We start from the raw sequence: 16,621 nt of genomic DNA on the forward strand, positions 1-16,621 counted from the left end.
GTGCCTGCGGCACGAGGGGTTTTTTGTTGGCCGTGACCTGCCGCACAGCGAGCACGCTGTCCGTCGCACCAGCCCGTACCACGCCGCAAGGCACAGGAGACCGCGCGATGACCACCACCCCGACCCCGGCCCCGGGTTCCCCGTCCCCCACCCGCGAGGCCCCCACCCGCGAGGCTGCCGCGTCGCTGACCGGCGTCGAGACCACCGCCCGGTCCGTCGCCGAGAGCGCGGCGCAGCCGGCCACCGGCATCACCGGCGCGCAGAGCCTCGTCCGCTCCCTCGAGGCCGTCGGCGTCGACGTGGTCTTCGGCATCCCGGGCGGCGCGATCCTCCCGCTCTACGACCCGCTCTTCGACTCCCACGTCCGGCACGTGCTGGTGCGCCACGAGCAGGGCGCCGGGCACGCGGCCACGGGGTACGCCCAGGCCACCGGCCGGGTCGGCGTCTGCATGGCCACCTCCGGCCCCGGCGCGACCAACCTGGTGACGCCGCTGGCCGACGCCTACATGGATTCGGTGCCGATCGTGGCCATCACCGGCCAGGTGCCCAGCGGCGCCATCGGCACGGACGCCTTCCAGGAGGCGGACATCCGGGGCATCACCATGCCGGTCACCAAGCACAACTTCCTGGTCACCGACGCCGCGGAGATCCCGCAGCGGATCGCCGAGGCCTTCCACCTGGCCGCCACCGGCCGCCCCGGCCCGGTGCTGGTCGACGTCCCCAAGGACGTCCTGCAGGCCACGACCGACTTCTCCTGGCCGCCGCGGCTGGACCTGCCCGGCTACAAGCCCACCACCCGGCCGCACGGCAAGCAGGTGCGCGAGGCGGCCGCGCTGATCGCCGGGGCCTCCCGGCCGGTCCTCTACGTCGGTGGCGGGGTGCTGAAGGCGCACGCCTCCGAGGAGCTCGCCGAGCTCGCGGAGCTGACCGGTGCGCCGGTGGTCACGACCCTTATGGCCCGCGGCGCGTTCCCCGACAGCAGCCCCCAGCACCTGGGCATGCCCGGCATGCACGGCACGGTGGCCGCGGTGACCGCGCTGCAGAAGGCCGACGTGCTCGTCGCCCTGGGTGCGCGGTTCGACGACCGCGTGACCGGTCAGCTCTCGACCTTCGCGCCGGACGCGCTGGTCGTGCACGCCGACATCGACCCGGCCGAGATCGGCAAGAACCGCAAGGCCGACGTGCCGATCGTCGGGGACGCCAAGGAGACGATCGCCCAGCTGGTCGAGGCGCTGCGGGCCGAGCACGCCGCCGGCCGCACGCCCGACCTCGCCGCGTGGTGGACGTCCCTGGACGACTGGCGCGAGCGCTACCCGCTCGGCTACGACTGGCCAGAGGACGGCGCGCTGTCGCCGCAGTACGTGATCGAGCGGCTGGGCGCCATCGCCGGGCCCGACGCGATCTACACCTCCGGCGTCGGCCAGCACCAGATGTGGGCCGCCCAGTTCATCCGGTACGAGAAGCCGGGCACCTGGCTCAACAGCGGCGGGCTCGGGACCATGGGCTACGCGGTCCCGGCCGCCATGGGCGCCAAGTACGGCTGCCCGGACACCACCGTCTGGGCGATCGACGGCGACGGCTGCTTCCAGATGACCAACCAGGAGCTGGCCACCTGCGCGATCGAGGGCATCCCGGTCAAGATCGCCGTCATCAACAACGGCAACCTGGGCATGGTCCGGCAGTGGCAGACCCTCTTCTACGAGGGCCGGTACTCCAACACCAAGCTGCACGCGCGCAACCCCGACGGGACGCCCAAGCCGGTCCGGATCCCCGACTTCGTCGCCCTCGCCGAGGCGCTGGGCTGCGTCGGCCTGCGCTGCGAGAGCCGGGAGGACGTGGACGCGGTGATCGAGAAGGCGATGGCGATCCACGACGCGCCCGTCGTCATCGACTTCGTGGTCGGTGCCGACGCCCAGGTGTGGCCGATGGTCGCCGCCGGCGCCAGCAACGACGACATCCTGGCCGCGCGCGACCTGCGCCCGGTCTTCGGCGACGGACAGGTCTGAGGGGCCCCGCGATGCCACGTCACACGCTGTCGGTCCTGGTCGAGAACAAGTCCGGTGTCCTGGCCCGCGTCTCGGCGCTGTTCAGCCGCCGCGGGTTCAACATCGAGTCCCTCGCCGTCGGGCCGACCGAGAACCCCGACCTCTCGCGCATGACGATCGTCGTCGACGCGGAGAGCCAGCCGCTGGAGCAGATCACCAAGCAGCTCAACAAGCTGATCGAGATCATCAAGATCGTCGAGCTGGAGCCCGGCGCCGCCGTGCAGCGGGAGCTGCTGCTGGTGAAGGTCCGGGCGCCGATGGCCGAGCGGACCCAGGTGCTGCAGACGGCCGAGCTCTTCCGCGCCCGGGTCATCGACGTCAACCCCGACACGGTGACCCTCGAGGCCACCGGCACGCCGGACAAGCTGCAGGCGCTGCTGTCGGTGCTCGCCCCCCTCGGCATCAAGGAGATGGCGCAGTCCGGCACCGTCGCCCTGGGCCGGGGCCCGCGGTCGATGTCCGGCGCCGGGAGCCTGCGCCCGGTCGAGCGCACCGCCTGAGACCCGTACCGATCTCCCGGCCGTACCGGCCGGTCCACCAATCGAAGGAGTGCACCACCGCATGGCCGCCGAGATCTTCTACGACAGCGACGCCGACCTCTCCATCATCCAGGGGCGCACGGTCGCCGTCCTGGGCTACGGCAGCCAGGGCCACGCCCACGCGCTGTCGCTCCGCGACTCGGGCGTCGACGTGCGCGTCGGTCTTCCCGAGGGGTCCAAGAGCCGCCCCAAGGCCGAGGCCGAGGGCCTCCGCGTGCTGACGCCGGCCGAGGCCGCCGCCGAGGCCGACCTGATCATGATCCTGGCGCCGGACCACGTGCAGCGGACGCTGTACGCGGAGTCGGTCGAGCCGAACCTGCAGGACGGCGACGCGCTGTTCTTCGGCCACGGCTTCAACATCCGGTTCGGCTACATCAAGCCCCCGGCCGGCGTCGACGTCGCGATGGTCGCCCCCAAGGGCCCGGGCCACCTGGTGCGCCGGGAGTTCGAGAACGGCAAGGGCGTGCCCTGCCTGGTCGCCGTCGAGCAGGACGCCTCCGGGTCCGCGCTGCAGCTGGCGCTCTCCTACGCGGCCGCGATCGGCGGCACCCGCGCCGGCGTCATCAGGACGACGTTCGCCGAGGAGACCGAGACCGACCTCTTCGGCGAGCAGGCCGTCCTCTGCGGCGGCGCGAGCGCGCTGATCACCGCCGGCTTCGAGACCCTGACCGAGGCCGGCTACCAGCCCGAGGTCGCGTACTTCGAGTGCCTGCACGAGCTGAAGCTGATCGTCGACCTCATGTACGAGGGCGGGATCGCCAAACAGCGCTGGTCGGTGTCCGACACCGCCGAGTACGGCGACTACACCTCCGGCCCCAAGGTCATCGACGCCCGCGTGAAGGAGTCGATGGGCGAGGTGCTGGCCGCGATCAAGGACGGCTCGTGGGCCGCGGCCTTCATCGCCGACCAGGACGCCGGGGCGCCGGACTTCAAGGCCAAGCGGGCCGCCGCGGAGGCGCACCCGATCGAGGAGACCGGGCGCAAGCTGCGCGGGCTGATGAGCTGGGTGTCGGCGTCCGACGACTACACCGGGACCGCCGCCCGCAGCTGATCGGGCCGGGACGACGACGGCCCCCGCTGCTGGTGCAGCGGGGGCCGTCGCCGTCGGTCGGTCAGACGCCGGCGCGGCCGCCGTACCACCGCTGCGCCGACGCGCCGCGCAGCAGGCCCGCGATCACGGCCGCTCCGACGATCAGGAGCAGCCCGGCTCCGGCGAAGCCGTCACCGCGGGAGAGGACGACGACCAGGTTGATAACCCACACCGCGGCCGTGCCGTAGGCGGCGAAGAGCAGCAGGTGCGGTGCGGCGTTCCGGAGCACCTGGATGCCCCCGGCGACCAGCGCGACGCCCGCGGCGATGGCCAGCACGGACAGCAGCACGTCGAGGGCGGTGACCTCGACGAGGACGTCGTCGGCGAGCGCGAGGCCGAGCAGGTTGAGCAGCGCCACGAGCGCGCCGATCACGATGCCGACGACACCGGCCGCGGTCACCGCGCCGGGGCGCCTCGCCCCCGGGCCGGCGCCGTAGCCGGGCGCCGCCCCGTAGCCGCCCTGGGCGGGCTGGGGACCCCAGCCGGGGTGCGGCTGCGGCGGGCCGTAGCCGCCCTGGGGCGGCGGGGGACCCCAGCCGGGCTGTCCCTGCGGTCCACCGCCCTGGGAGCCGTCGGGACCGTTGGTCGGGCTGGACATGGCAGCGTCTCCCTGCGGGTGCGGCGGCCGCGTTCGTGCCACCTGGGGGCGGGTCGTAGAAATGGTCACACCGCCCCGGGCGGCAGGGCAGCCTGGCGGCCGCCGAAACGGCCAGGAACCACCCGGATCAGCGACCCGAGCGCCGGGCCCGGTGCGCGGCGAAGAACTCGGCGGCGGGCCGCATCGCCAGCAGCACGACGATGGCCACGGAGGCGAGCAGGAACACGAGGTTGCCCACGACGTCGCCGGTGGTCCCCTCGGCCAGGCTGCTGAGGAAGCCGATCGCGGTGAGCGCGACGGCGATGGAGCCGCCCACGAGCAGCAGCACCCGGCTGCGCCCGGTCAGCGCCCACACCGAGCCCCAGACCATGACGACCGTCCAGGCGAGGGCCAGCAGGCCCAGCACGAGGAGCAGGCCGCCGACCGCGCCGGCCACCGAGCCGAAGCCGGGGATCTCCTCGTCGAGCTCGGCGCCCGCGCCGCTGGCGGCCGCGCCCGCGACGATCCCGACCAGGCCCAGCAGGGCGCCGATCGCCGCGAACACGAAGCCGAGCACGGCCGCCGTGATCACGCCCGCGGGCTTCGCCGGCGCCGCGGAGCTGCCGTACTGCCCGTACTGCTGCCCGTACCCGGCGGGCTGGCCGTACTGCTGGCCGTACTGCTGGCCGTAGTCGACCGGGGTGGTGAACTGCTGCGGGTAGGCGGCCTCGCCGTAGCCGGGGTGGCCCTGCTGGGGCTGCCCGTACTGCTGCGCGTGCTGCTGGGGTTGCCCGTACTGCGGCGGGCCCTGCTGCGGGTCACCGCCGGGGCCGCGCGGGTAGGACTCGGAACGACCCTGGTCGTCGGACTGGCTCACTGTTCTCCTCCGTCGCACCGGGTGGTCCCGGTTCTCCGCGGTCAGGATGGCCGGGCGCCCCCACGGGAGCAAGGACGCGGACGGCGGGCCCGGCGCGCGCCGCCCAGAGCCCGGGCGGCCACCAGCCGCTCGGGCGGATCCCCGGCCCCGCATCGGCGCCCGGGCCGCGACCCTCCCGCCCTCTGACCTAGGGTCCCTGTCCATGCGCCTGGCAGTGATCCCTGGAGACGGCATCGGCCCCGAGGTGGTGGCGGAGGGCCTCAAGGTGCTCCGCGCCGTCGTCCCCGACCTGGAGACCACCCCGTACGACCTCGGCGCCGCCCGGTGGCAGCGCACCGGTGAGCTCCTGCCGGACACGGTCCTCGACGAGCTGCGCCAGCACGACGCGATCCTGCTCGGCGCCATCGGCGACCCGGGGGTTCCGCCGGGCATCCTCGAGCGCGGGCTCCTCCTCCGGCTGCGCTTCGAGCTCGACCACCACGTCAACCTGCGGCCGGCCCGCCTGTTCGACGGCGTCCGCAGCCCGCTGGCCGCCCCGGGGCCGATCGACATGCTGTGCGTCCGCGAGGGCACCGAGGGCCCGTACGTGGGCAACGGCGGCGTCCTGCGCAAGGACACCCCGCAGGAGCTGGCGACCGAGGTCAGCCTCAACACCGCCTTCGGCGTGGAGCGGGTGGTCCGGTACGCATTCGAGCGGGCCGCCGCCCGCCCCCGCAAGCACCTGACGCTGATCCACAAGACCAACGTCCTCACCCACGCCGGTGGGCTGTGGTCGCGCATCGTCGAGGAGGTGTCGGTGGAGTTCCCGGAGGTCACCGTCGCCTACCAGCACGTCGACGCCGCCTCGATGTTCTTCATCACCGACCCGGGCCGCTACGACGTCATCGTCACCGACAACCTCTTCGGCGACATCGTCACCGACGTCGCCGCCGCGGTGACCGGGGGCATCGGGCTGGCCGCGAGCGGGAACCTCGACGCCTCGGGCAGGAACCCGAGCATGTTCGAGCCGGTGCACGGCTCGGCGCCCGACATCGCGGGCCAGGGAGTGGCCGACCCGACCGCCACGGTGCTGTCCGTCGGCCTCCTCCTCGGCCACCTGGGCCGCACGGAGCAGGCGCGCAAGGTCGACGCCGCCGTCGCCTTCGACCTGTCCACGCGCGACCCGCACGGGCCGGTGCGCACCACCGAGGTGGGCGACCGCCTGGCCGCCCTCGCCGGCGGCTGAGCGACCGGGTCCGCGCGCGGGTCCCCGGCCGGCGGTCAGCCCTCCGGGGGCTGCGCGCGCAGCAGGTCGCCGACGGGGACGGGGAGGGCAGCCCGTCCGGTCTCGCCGGGCGCCGGCCACTCCGGACGCACCGTGCAGCCGGTGGGGGAGGACTCGACCAGCACCACGGGCTGCCAGACCCAGCCCTCGTCCGGCTCGCCGGCCGCGACCAGGCCCGCGGGCAGCGGGGCGGGCAGCCGGGCCCACCACCGCCGGTCCAGGGCGGCCAGGCCGCGGGACCGCAGCAGCGCCACGGCGTCGCCGCGCGGGCAGGCGCCCGCCAGCGGTGCGCCGGTCAGGAGGAGCGGTCGCACCCGGTCGCCGTCGGGCTCGAGCCAGCCGACGAGCTCGCCGTCGTCCCGGTGCACCGCGGTCCAGGAGAGGGGGATCACGACCGGGAGCCTGGCAGGGGCCGCCGTCGCGATCACGCCGTTTTCCGTCCGTGCTTTACTCGTCGGCGATGACCGCTCCCAGCACGATCATTACCGCCTAGCGCGCAGTCCCTCCCGACCGCGCGCAGACCTCCCGTTCCCGGGGGGTCTTTTTGCTTTTCCGGGACCGTCGACCACCGACCCGAGGAGCCCCTCGTGCCCACCGACACCGACTTCCACGTCTTCGACACCACGCTGCGCGACGGCGCCCAGCGCGAGGGCGTCAGCTACTCGGTCGCCGACAAGCTGGCCGTGGCGCGACTGCTCGACGAGATCGGTGTCGGCTTCATCGAGGGCGGCTGGCCCGGTGCCCTGCCCAAGGACACCGAGTTCTTCGCCCGCGCCCGCACCGAGCTGAAGCTCCAGCACGCGCAGCTGGTCGCCTTCGGCTCCACCCGCAAGGCGGGGGTGGCCGTCGAGGACGACCTCCAGGTGCGGGCCCTGCTCGACGCGCAGACGCCGGTGGTGTGCCTGGTCGCCAAGTCCGACGTCCGGCACGTGCGAGAGGCGCTGCGGACCACGCTGGAGGAGAACCTGGCGATGGTCGGCGACACCGTGGCCTTCCTGGTCGCCCAGGGCCGGCGGGTGTTCCTGGACTGCGAGCACTTCTTCGACGGGTACGCCGTCGACCGCGACTACGGCGTCCGGGTGCTCGAGGCGGCGTTCGCTGCCGGCGCGGAGGTCGGCGTCCTGTGCGACACCAACGGCGGCATGCTCCCGATGGACGTCGGGCGGGTGGTGGCCGACGTGCGGGCGCGGGTGAGCGGGCGGCTGGGCATCCACTGCCAGGACGACACCGGGTGCGCGGTGGCCAACACCCTCGCCGCGGTGGAGGCCGGCGTCACCCACGTGCAGGGGACGGCGAACGGCTACGGCGAGCGGGCCGGCAACGCGGACACCTTCGTGCTCGTCGCGAACCTGGTCACCAAGATGGGTATCCCGGCGGTGCCCGCGGAGTGCCTGCCGGAGCTGCAGCGGGTCAGCCACGCCATCGCCGAGCTGGCCAACATCGCCCCCGACGACCACCAGCCCTACGTCGGCACCTCGGCGTTCGCGCACAAGGCCGGCCTGCACGCCAGCGCGATCAAGGTGAGCCCGGAGCTGTACAACCACCTCGACCCGACCACCGTCGGCAACGACATGCGGATCCTGGTGACCGAGATGGCCGGCCGGGCGTCGGTCGAGCTCAAGGGCCGTGAGCTCGGGGTCGACCTCGCCGGCGAGGCGGACGCCATCGGCCGGGTGGTGGACCAGGTCAAGGTGCTCGAGGCCGACGGCTGGTCGTTCGAGGCGGCCGACGCCTCCTTCGAGCTGCTCCTGCGCGCGCAGCTGCCCGGCGGCCCCGCCCCGCTGTTCGAGCTGGAGAGCTACCGCACCTCGGTCGAGCACTGGGGCAACGGCGTCGTGGTCAGCGAGGCCACCGTGAAGGTGCACGTCGACGGCCAGCGGATCATCAGCACCGGCGAGGGGAACGGCCCGGTCAACGCCCTGGACAACGCGCTGCGCCAGGCGCTGGTCCACCGGTACCCGCAACTGGCCGACGTCGCCCTGGCCGACTACAAGGTGCGCATCCTCGGCTGGCGGGGCGGCACGTCCGCGACCACCCGCGTGCTCATCGACACGACCGACGGGACGGGGGAGTGGACCACCGTCGGGGTGCACGCGAACATCGTGGAGGCCTCGTGGCACGCGCTGGTCGACGCGCTGACCTACGCCGTGCTGCGCCGTCCCCGGCCGGAGGGCTCGCCTCAGCCGTAGCGGGCGACGAAGTTGGCCAGCAGCCGGCCCGGCGCGGTCACGACCGCCGGGGTCAGCCGGTCGATCACCGCGGCGGTCTCGCTCGGCGCGAAGTAGCCGGCGTGCTGGTAGATGCGCACCCGCTGCACGATGGCCTCGACGTCGAGCTCGGGGTGGAACTGCGTGGCGTAGACGTTCCGCCGCACCCGGAACATCTGCACGGGGCAGGTCGCCGACGACGCCAGCAGCACCGCGCCCGGCGGCAGCTCCCGGCAGGCCTCCTTGTGCCCGACGAACGCCTGGAACCGTTCGGGGATCCCTGCCAGCAGCGGGTCGTCCCGGCCGGCGGCCGTGAGCGCCACCTCGACCGCCGACACCGGTTCGGCGTACGTGCGGTCGACGATCCCGCCCTGGTGGGTGCCGAGCGTCCCGATGCCGTAGCAGGCGCCGAAGAAGGGCAGGTCCCGGTCGACCACCTCGTCCAGCAGCGCCCCGACCTCCCGCTCCACCCGCAGCTGGACCGCCGACTTCTCCTCCCGCGGGTCGCTGGAGTTGAACGGCCCGCCGCCGAGGAGGAGACCGGCGTAGTCGTCGAGGGTCAGCGACGGGAGCGGGCCGGCCTCCATCCGGATCCGGTGCAGCCGGGCCTCCGGCAGCCCGGTGAAGCGCAGGAAGCCGGCGAGCTCGGCATCCGCGGCCTCGTCCTCGGCGCGGGAGGAGAGCAGCAGGAACGGTCGCACGGGGGTGTCAGCGCGGCTGGATCTCGCCCATCGGACCCCAGCCCGAGACGTCGGGGGCGTCCACGTAGATGATCTGCGGCTGCGCCGAGACCAGGTCCGGCGCGAGCTCGACGAAGCGCTTGAAGGCATCGGTGCCGACGTGCGCCGCGCCGGCAGCGGCGTCGCGGAAGCCCTCGACGCAGACGAAGGTGTGCGGCTCCTCGAGGCTCCGGGACCACTCGAAGAACAGCGAGCCCTCCTCGGCGTTCACCGCGCGGGCGTAGTCGGCGGCCAGTCCGGTCCACTCGTCGGCGCGCTCGGGGTGGACGGGGAACTTCACGACGATGAGGATCACGGTGACATTGTCGTCCTCCGGACGACACCGCGACCACGTGCCGTTCCCCAGCGGCGTGGAGCCGCTTCGTCACGGCTGCCCGGGACCCTCCGGGCCCCACTCGGCACGACCCTGCGACCACGTGCGGTGCCCAGCGGCGTGGAGCGGGTCCGTCGCGCCTGCGCGGGACTCTCCGGAGCCAGGCTCCGCCGCCTGGACGTCCGTCCGCACCCGTCCCGGGCTCCGGCGAACCGCCGGTCGCCAGGCCGCGCCGTCGGGCTACAGGGGGTCCAGCCGGCTCCGCAGCAGGCAGAACTCGTTGCCCTCGGGGTCGGCCAGGACGTGCCAGCTCTCCTCGCCGGACTGCCCGACGTCGGCCGGGACGGCGCCGAGGTCCAGGAGCCGCTGCAGCTCGGCGTCCTGGTCCCGGTCGGTCGGGTTGACGTCGATGTGCAGGCGGCGGCGTCCGGGGGTGGGGTCGGCCACCGGTCCGAAGATCAGCGTCGGCGCGGCGCCGCCGAAGCCCTCGGCCGGGCCGATCTCGATGCTGCCGTCGTCCTCCCGGCCCAGCACCCGGTAGTCGAGCACCGCCGCCCAGAAGGCGGCCAGGGACTCGGGGTCCCGGCTGTTCACGACGAGCTCGGAGAAGCGGCAGGCCATGGGGTCAGACGGTAGGCCGGGAGGCGGCCGGGCGCCCGGCGGCTAACCTCGGCCCGTGCGCATCGTCCGTTTCGCCTCCCCCCAGGGCATGTCCTTCGGCGTCCTCGACGGCGACGGCCAGGTCGCCCAGATCGAGGGCCACCCCTTCGGCCAGATCTCCTTCACCGGAGCGCGCTTCGCGCAGGCCGACATCCGGCTGCTCTCGCCGATCCTGCCGAGCAAGGTGGTGTGCGTCGGCAAGAACTACGCCGACCACATCGAGGAGATGAAGGGGCTCACCGGCGACGCGCCGAAGGAGCCGCTGATCTTCCTCAAGCCGTCGACGTCGGTCATCGGCCCGGGCGACGCCATCCGCATCCCGCCGGGCAGCACCAACGTGCACCACGAGGTCGAGCTCGCCGTCGTCATCGGCGCCCGCGGCGCCCGCAACGTCTCCCCGGAGCAGGCGCTGGGCAGCGTGTTCGGCTACACGATCGGCAACGACGTCTCCGAGCGGGACATGCAGAAGAGCGACGGGCAGTGGACCCGCGCCAAGGGGTTCGACTCGTTCTGCCCGCTGGGCCCGTGGATCGAGACGGACCTGGGCGGCATCGGCCTGGACCCCTCCGACCTCGAGATCACCTGCGACGTCGACGGCGAGCGCCGCCAGTCCGGCCGCACCAGCCAGCTGCTCTTCGGCATCCCCGTGCTGATCTCCTACATCTCGCAGATCATGACCCTGCTGCCGGGCGACGTGGTGCTCACCGGCACCCCGGCCGGGGTCGGCCTGATCCGGCCCGGCCAGACGGTGTCGTGCAGCGTCCAGGGGCTGGGCACGCTCACCAACCCCGTGTCCGGCGCCGACGCCGTCTCGACCGTCGGCGGCGCCCGGTGACGGCGGTCCCCGCCCCGCCGCCCGCCACGCCCGGTGCCGTGCGCACCCGCTTCTGCCCGTCGCCGACCGGGCTGGTCCACGTCGGGCTGATCCGGACGGCGCTGTTCAACTGGGCGCACGCGCGGCACTCCGGCGGCACGTTCGTCTTCCGGATCGAGGACACCGACGCCGCCCGTGACTCCGAGGAGTCCTACCGGCACCTGCTCGACAGCCTGCGCTGGCTGGGCCTGGACTGGGACGAGGGCCCGGAGGTCGGTGGGGCCCACGGGCCCTACCGGCAGTCCGAGCGGTCCGAGATCTACCGGGACGTCGCCGCCCGGCTGCTCGAGGCCGGCCACGCCTACGAGTCGTTCTCCACGAACGAGGAGGTCGACGCCCGGCGCCGGGCGTCCGGCCAGGACCCGAAGCTCGGGTACGACAACTACGACCGCACGCTCACCGAGGCGCAGAAGGCGGCCTTCCGGGACGAGGGCCGCCAGCCCGTGCTGCGGCTGCGCATGCCCGACGAGGACCTGGCCTGGACCGACCTGGTGCGCGGCGAGGTCCGGTTCGCGGCCGGGGCGGTGCCCGACTTCGTGCTGGTCCGGGGGAACGGCGCACCGCTGTACCCGTTCGTGAACCCGGTCGACGACGCCCTCATGGGCATCACCGACGTGCTCCGCGGCGAGGACCTGCTGCCCTCGACCCCCCGGCAGCTGGCCCTGTACGCGGCTCTCACCGACATCGGGGTCGCGACCGGCACCCCGCGCTTCGGGCACCTGCCACTGGTCACCGGCGAGGGGACCAGGAAGCTCTCCAAGCGGGACCCCACGTCGAACCTCGACGTCTACCGCGAGCGCGGCTTCCTGCCCGAGGGCCTGGTCAACTACCTGGCGCTGCTCGGCTGGTCGATCGCCGAGGACCGGGACGTCTTCTCGGTCGCGGAGCTGGTCGAGGCCTTCGACGTCACGAAGGTCAACGCCAACGCGGCGCGGTTCGACCTCAAGAAGGCCGAGGCGATCAACGCCACCCACCTGCGGGCGCTCCCGGTGGAGGAGTTCACCGCCCGCGTCGTCCCGCACCTGGCCGCGGCCGGGCTGGTCGGCGAGCCGCCGACCCCCGAGCAGGAGGCGGTGCTGCGGGCGATCGCGCCGCTCGCGCAGGAGCGCATGGTGGTGCTGTCCGAGGCCGTCGGGCTGCTCGGCTTCCTCTTCGTCGACGACGTCGAGATCGAGCCCGCGGCGGCGGAGAAGCAGCTGGCCGGTGAGGCCGCCGTCGAGGTGCTGGACGCCGCGACGGCGGCGCTGCGCGACCTCCCCGAGTGGAGCACGCCGGCCATCGAGCAGGCGCTCAAGCAGTCGCTGGTCGAGGGGCTCGGCCGCAAGCCGCGGCAGGCCTTCGGACCCGTGCGGGTGGCGGTCAGCGGCCGCACGGTGTCGCCGCCGCTGTACGAGTCGATGGAGCTGCTCGGCCGGGAGCGGACACTGGCGCGCCTGGCGGCGGCCCGTGCGGTGGCCACCGCGGGATGAGCCCGACCGGGCCCGGCGGCGGGCCGGCCGACGTCTACGCCGGGCCGCCGCCGACCCTGCGCCCGGACGCCGGGCAGTCGCCGGTCCGCCCCTGGCCGCCGGCCGACGGGGGCGCTCCGCCGCCGGTCCTCTGGCCGCCGCCGCCCGGCTCGCCGCCGCACGACGAGCCCCAGCCCTACCTGCTGGCCATGCGCGCCCGCGACTGGGCCTGGTGGCGGCCGGTGGCCGGGCTGCTGCTGCTGGCCCTGGCGGCGCTCGTGGTCGGCTCGCTGCTCGGCGTCGTCGGCATCCTCAGCGGCGTCCACGCCGACCTTTCCCTGACGGACCCGACCGATCCGGCCGTGCTCCTGCTCACCGGCGTGGCCGTGGCGGTCGCCCTCCCGGTCGTCCGGCTGGCGTGGGCGGTGGCGCACGGCATGCGGCCGGGGTGGTCCACGTCGGTGCTGGCCCGGCTCCGCTGGCGGCTGCTGCCCCGGTTCGCCGCGTTCGCGCTGCTGGCGGTCGGGGGTGCGGGAGCCCTCGCGGCCGCCGCGGACGGGACCGCCGGGGGCGACGGGCCGGTGGCGTCCTGGGGGTGGGTGCTCGCCGTCGTCCTGCTCGTCGCCCCGGTGCAGGCGGCGGCGGAGGAGCACCTGTTCCGCGGCTACCTCAGCCAGGCGATCGCCGGCTGGATCGGCCGGCGGACCGCGGGCGCGGGGGTGGCGGCGGTCCTCACCGCCGCCCTGTTCGCCCTCGTCCACCGGCCCGACGGCCTCTCCGGCTTCCTGGCGCTCGTCGCGCTGGGCCTCGCAGCCTCGGCGGTCGTGCTGCTGACCGGCGGGCTGGAGGCCACGATCGCCCTGCACGCCGTCACAGCGGTGCTGCTGCACGCGTCGGCCGTGCTGGGGGAGGGCGGCGGCATCCCCACCGGCCCCGCGGGAGCGGCGCTGGGCCTGGCCGGCCTGGTGCTCTACGTGGCGCTGGTCGCCTGGTGGCGGCGGCGAGCGGCTCCGGAGACGCGCACGCCCGCCGTGGACCTGCGCCCGTCCGCTGAGACCGAGCCGGCGGGCTGACCCGCCGACCGGCGGGTTGGTGCGACCCCCTCCCGGGGCGTCAGGTAGAGTCTCTGACGGCGCCGCGAGGTGCTACCCATGGGGTATGGGGTAATTGGCAGCCCGACGGTTTCTGGTTCCGTTAGTCTAGGTTCGAGTCCTGGTACCCCAGCGAGGAATCCTGGTTCCTCCAGCACCACCCAGCACGGCCCCGTCGTCTAGCGGCCCAGGACGCCGCCCTCTCACGGCGGTAGCGAGGGTTCGAATCCCTTCGGGGCTACGCGACCGAGAGCCCCCGGCCACCCGGCCGGGGGCTCTCGCCGTTCCCGGGGACCCCCGTGACGTCCACGGCCGCGGGCGTGGCAAAATGCTGCACGCACGGCCCCGTCGTCTAGCGGCCCAGGACGCCGCCCTCTCACGGCGGTAGCGAGGGTTCGAATCCCTTCGGGGCTACGCAACCGAGAGCCCCCGGCCACCTGGCCGGGGGCTCTCGCCGTTCCCGCCCCGGCCTCGTCGCGACCGCACCACCCCGGCGTCCCGGCGGTACCCGATCGGGCGTTACGGAGATCGCACGGTCCCCGGTGGCAGCGTGATCACCGCCGGGGCTACGGTCGGGCGGCCTTCACGCACCGTGACGGCGGAGAGGGGTCGCGCGGTGATCCGCACCAGTCGTCAGCTGGCCGACGGCCGGGAGATCCTGTACTACGACGACGACCGCCACCCGGCGCCGCGCGAGGCCGAGGACGCCCGGGACCTGCCGCCGGTGGCCACCCGGTCGCAGCTGCGGTTCGACCCGCTGCTCGGCGAGTGGGTGGTCGTCGCCGCCCACCGGCAGAGCCGGACCTTCCTGCCCCCCGCGGACCAGTGCCCCCTGTGCCCGTCGCGGCCGGGGCGGCCCACCGAGGTGCCGGAGAGCGACTACCAGGTCGCGGTGTTCGAGAACCGGTTCCCCTCGCTGGCCACCGACGTGGACCGCGACGTGCCACCGGCGGCGGCGGGCAACCCGCTCGCCGAGCTGCGCCCGGGCTTCGGCCGCTGCGAGGTGGTCTGCTTCACCAGCGACCACGACCGCCAGTTCGCCGACCTGGGCCCCGAGCGGGCGAGGCTGGTCGTCGACACGTGGGCCGACCGCACGGCCGAGCTCTCCGCTCTGGACGGCGTGGCGCAGGTGTTCTGCTTCGAGAACCACGGCGAGGAGATCGGGGTGACGCTCTCGCACCCCCACGGCCAGATCTACGGCTACCCCTTCGTCCCGCCGCGGATCGAGAAGGTGCTCGCCTCCGTGCGGCGGCACCGCGCGGCCACCGGCGCCGATCTCTTCGGCGAGGTGCTCGCCGCCGAGCGCACCGGCCCCCGGGTGGTCGCGGCGAACGAGCACTGGACCGCCTTCGTGCCGGCGGCGGCCCGCTGGCCCTACGAGGTCCAGCTGTTCCCGACCCGCAAGGTGCCCGACCTCCCGGCGCTCACCGGTGCGGAGCGCGACGGGTTCGTCGCGGTGTACCTCGACGTCCTCGGCCGGTTCGCCTCCCGGTTCGACACCCCGATGCCCTACATCGCCGCCTGGAACCAGGCGCCGGTGGGCGACGGCCGCGACGACTGGTGGCTGCACCTGCAGCTGTTCTCGCTGCGCCGCGCCCCCGGCAAGCTCAAGTACCTGGCCGGCTCCGAGTCGGGGATGGGCGCCTTCATCACCGACACCAACCCCGAGGACGTCGCCGAGCAGCTGCGCGCGGTCGTGCTGCCGTGACCGCCGCCGAGGACCCGGCGCGCCGGGCGAGCGAGGCCTTCGCCGCCCGCTTCGGGAGCCGGCCCGACGGCGTCTGGGCCGCCCCCGGCCGGGTCAACGTGATCGGGGAGCACACCGACTACAACGGTGGCTGGGTGCTGCCGGTCGCCCTGCCGCACACCACGCGGGCGGCCGTTGCCCGGCGGGACGACGGACTGCTCGTGCTCGCCTCGGCGCAGCACCCCGACGCCGACGCCGAGATCGCGGTGGCCGACCTGCGGCCCGGCCGGCCCGGGGGATGGGCGGGTTACCCGGCGGGCGTCGTGCACGCGCTGGCCGACCGGGCGGCCGGGGGTCTGAGCGTGCTGGTCGACGGCGACGTCCCCGCCGGCGCCGGGCTGTCCTCGTCGGCCGCGCTGTCGTGCTCGGTCGCCCTGGCGGTGCGCGACCTGCTGGAGCTGGACCTCGATGCCGACGACCTGGTCGACGTCGCCCGGCGGGCCGAGAACGACTTCGTGGGCGCGCCGACGGGGGTCCTCGACCAGGCCGCGGCGATCCTCTGCACCGCCGGCCACGCGCTCTTCCTGGACACCCGCGACGGCACCCGCGAGCAGGTGCCGTTCGACCTGGCCGGGGCGGGGCTGGCGCTGCTCGTCCTCGACACGGGCACCACCCACGACCACGCCGAGGGCGGCTACGGCGACCGGCGCCGAGAGTGCGAGGAGGCCGCCCGGCGCCTGGGCGTGGACCTGCTGCGCGAGATCGACGACGTCGCCGCGCTGGAGCCGCTCGCCGACGGCACGGCCGACGGCGAGCTGCTGGCGCGGCGCGCCCGGCACGTGGTCACCGAGGACGCCCGGGTGCTCGAGGTGGTCGCTGCGCTGCGGGGGGACGCCGACCCGCGGGCGATGGGCCCGGTGCTCACCGCCGGGCACTCCTCGCTGCGCGACGACTTCGAGGTGTCGGTGCCGCTGCTCGACGCCACCGTGGAGGCGGCGGTGGCAGCCGGCGCCCACGGCGCCCGGATGGTCGGTGGCGGGTTCGGCGGCAGCGCCGTGGCGCTGATCGAGGCGGGCGCCGCCGACGACGTCACCGCCGCCGTCACCGAGCGCTTCGCCCGCGAGGGGCACCCCGCCCCGCGCAGCTTCGTCGTGGTGCCCGCAGCGGGCGCGCGTCGGCTGGCCTGACCCTGATCCCGGAAAGCAGAGG

General features: G+C 74.5%; 16 protein-coding genes and 3 tRNA genes. 13 read left to right on the top strand and 6 right to left on the bottom strand.

Annotation, left to right across the window (positions count from 1 at the left end):
• Nucleotides 1-107: 107 nt before the first annotated feature.
• The 3 genes from BD833_RS16800 to ilvC all read left to right on the top strand — a co-directional run bounded on the left by BD833_RS16800 (nucleotide 108) and on the right by ilvC (nucleotide 3,635).
• Nucleotides 108-2,006 carry an acetolactate synthase large subunit gene (locus tag BD833_RS16800; protein WP_208092723.1) on the top strand — a complete coding sequence of 633 codons (1,899 nt, stop codon included), beginning with the start codon at nucleotides 108-110 and terminating at the stop codon, nucleotides 2,004-2,006.
• Nucleotides 2,007-2,017: 11 nt separating this feature from the next.
• Nucleotides 2,018-2,545: an acetolactate synthase small subunit gene (gene ilvN / locus BD833_RS16805; protein ID WP_166534295.1), complete on the top strand. Its 528-nt coding sequence runs from the start codon at nucleotides 2,018-2,020 to the stop codon at nucleotides 2,543-2,545.
• A 61-nt stretch (nucleotides 2,546-2,606) separates the two neighbouring features.
• Nucleotides 2,607-3,635, top strand: coding sequence for a ketol-acid reductoisomerase (ilvC, locus tag BD833_RS16810; RefSeq protein WP_166534296.1), 1,029 nt, complete (start codon nucleotides 2,607-2,609; stop codon nucleotides 3,633-3,635).
• Between the two features lie 61 nt (nucleotides 3,636-3,696).
• On the opposite strand, the gene BD833_RS16815 is transcribed toward ilvC, so the two are convergent.
• Nucleotides 3,697-4,272 (bottom strand): hypothetical protein, encoded by a 576-nt coding sequence (locus BD833_RS16815; RefSeq protein ID WP_166534213.1) that lies wholly within the window; start codon nucleotides 4,270-4,272, stop codon nucleotides 3,697-3,699.
• 127 nt (nucleotides 4,273-4,399) lie between these two features.
• Entirely contained in the window at nucleotides 4,400-5,128 is a 729-nt protein-coding gene (locus BD833_RS16820) for a proline-rich domain-containing protein (protein ID WP_166534297.1), read from the bottom strand.
• Nucleotides 5,129-5,330: 202 nt separating this feature from the next.
• Between BD833_RS16820 and BD833_RS16825 the strand changes: the two genes are divergently transcribed.
• Entirely contained in the window at nucleotides 5,331-6,353 is a 1,023-nt protein-coding gene (locus BD833_RS16825) for a 3-isopropylmalate dehydrogenase (protein WP_166534298.1), read from the top strand.
• Between the two features lie 35 nt (nucleotides 6,354-6,388).
• Here the strand turns inward: BD833_RS16825 and BD833_RS16830 are convergent, their stop codons facing one another.
• Nucleotides 6,389-6,784, bottom strand: a complete 396-nt coding sequence (locus tag BD833_RS16830) for a hypothetical protein (RefSeq protein ID WP_166534299.1) — start codon at nucleotides 6,782-6,784, stop codon at nucleotides 6,389-6,391.
• 195 nt (nucleotides 6,785-6,979) lie between these two features.
• Between BD833_RS16830 and cimA the strand changes: the two genes are divergently transcribed.
• Complete coding sequence (gene cimA, locus BD833_RS16835; RefSeq protein WP_166534300.1) at nucleotides 6,980-8,581, top strand: citramalate synthase; 1,602 nt, start codon at nucleotides 6,980-6,982, stop codon at nucleotides 8,579-8,581.
• Here cimA and BD833_RS16840 read toward each other — a convergent pair.
• From BD833_RS16840 to BD833_RS16850, 3 genes are all read right to left on the bottom strand, one after another.
• Nucleotides 8,572-9,300 (bottom strand): glutamine amidotransferase, encoded by a 729-nt coding sequence (locus tag BD833_RS16840; protein ID WP_166534301.1) that lies wholly within the window; start codon nucleotides 9,298-9,300, stop codon nucleotides 8,572-8,574. The two genes, cimA and BD833_RS16840, sit on opposite strands and share 10 nt — an antisense overlap.
• 7 nt (nucleotides 9,301-9,307) lie before the next feature.
• Complete coding sequence (locus BD833_RS16845) at nucleotides 9,308-9,634, bottom strand: putative quinol monooxygenase (protein ID WP_166534302.1); 327 nt, start codon at nucleotides 9,632-9,634, stop codon at nucleotides 9,308-9,310.
• 258 nt (nucleotides 9,635-9,892) lie between these two features.
• The gene (locus BD833_RS16850; protein ID WP_166534303.1) at nucleotides 9,893-10,273 is read right to left on the bottom strand and encodes a VOC family protein; all 381 of its coding nucleotides are present in this window, start codon (nucleotides 10,271-10,273) and stop codon (nucleotides 9,893-9,895) included.
• A gap of 55 nt (nucleotides 10,274-10,328) precedes the next feature.
• Between BD833_RS16850 and BD833_RS16855 the strand changes: the two genes are divergently transcribed.
• The 8 genes from BD833_RS16855 to galK all read left to right on the top strand — a co-directional run bounded on the left by BD833_RS16855 (nucleotide 10,329) and on the right by galK (nucleotide 16,599).
• A complete protein-coding gene (locus tag BD833_RS16855) occupies nucleotides 10,329-11,147 on the top strand; it encodes a fumarylacetoacetate hydrolase family protein (protein ID WP_166534304.1) in 819 nt (272 codons plus the stop codon).
• A gap of 38 nt (nucleotides 11,148-11,185) precedes the next feature.
• Nucleotides 11,186-12,655, top strand: a complete 1,470-nt coding sequence (gene gltX / locus BD833_RS16860; RefSeq protein WP_208092724.1) for a glutamate--tRNA ligase — start codon at nucleotides 11,186-11,188, stop codon at nucleotides 12,653-12,655.
• A complete protein-coding gene (locus tag BD833_RS16865) occupies nucleotides 12,652-13,707 on the top strand; it encodes a CPBP family intramembrane glutamic endopeptidase (protein WP_166534306.1) in 1,056 nt (351 codons plus the stop codon). Before gltX ends, BD833_RS16865 begins: the two co-directional genes overlap by 4 nt.
• 79 nt (nucleotides 13,708-13,786) lie before the next feature.
• Nucleotides 13,787-13,858 (top strand) — tRNA-Gln (locus BD833_RS16870).
• Between the two features lie 35 nt (nucleotides 13,859-13,893).
• A tRNA-Glu gene (locus tag BD833_RS16875) sits at nucleotides 13,894-13,966 on the top strand.
• Between the two features lie 100 nt (nucleotides 13,967-14,066).
• Nucleotides 14,067-14,139, top strand: a tRNA-Glu gene (locus tag BD833_RS16880).
• Nucleotides 14,140-14,341: 202 nt separating this feature from the next.
• Entirely contained in the window at nucleotides 14,342-15,433 is a 1,092-nt protein-coding gene (gene galT / locus BD833_RS16885; protein ID WP_208092725.1) for a galactose-1-phosphate uridylyltransferase, read from the top strand.
• Nucleotides 15,430-16,599 (top strand): galactokinase, encoded by a 1,170-nt coding sequence (galK, locus tag BD833_RS16890; protein ID WP_166534307.1) that lies wholly within the window; start codon nucleotides 15,430-15,432, stop codon nucleotides 16,597-16,599. Before galT ends, galK begins: the two co-directional genes overlap by 4 nt.
• Nucleotides 16,600-16,621 lie beyond the last annotated feature (22 nt).

The organism is Blastococcus xanthinilyticus (assembly GCF_008124835.1).
In the GTDB taxonomy this organism is placed as follows: Bacteria; Actinomycetota; Actinomycetes; order Mycobacteriales; family Geodermatophilaceae; genus Blastococcus; species Blastococcus xanthinilyticus.

Coding starts and splice junctions, on each gene's coding strand:
- BD833_RS16800 (WP_208092723.1), top strand. CDS start 108: ATGACCACCACCCCGACCCCGGCCCCGGGTTCCCCGTCCCCCACCCGC.
- ilvN (WP_166534295.1), top strand. CDS start 2,018: ATGCCACGTCACACGCTGTCGGTCCTGGTCGAGAACAAGTCCGGTGTC.
- ilvC (WP_166534296.1), top strand. CDS start 2,607: ATGGCCGCCGAGATCTTCTACGACAGCGACGCCGACCTCTCCATCATC.
- BD833_RS16815 (WP_166534213.1), bottom strand. CDS start 4,272: ATGTCCAGCCCGACCAACGGTCCCGACGGCTCCCAGGGCGGTGGACCG.
- BD833_RS16825 (WP_166534298.1), top strand. CDS start 5,331: ATGCGCCTGGCAGTGATCCCTGGAGACGGCATCGGCCCCGAGGTGGTG.
- BD833_RS16850 (WP_166534303.1), bottom strand. CDS start 10,273: ATGGCCTGCCGCTTCTCCGAGCTCGTCGTGAACAGCCGGGACCCCGAG.
- BD833_RS16865 (WP_166534306.1), top strand. CDS start 12,652: ATGAGCCCGACCGGGCCCGGCGGCGGGCCGGCCGACGTCTACGCCGGG.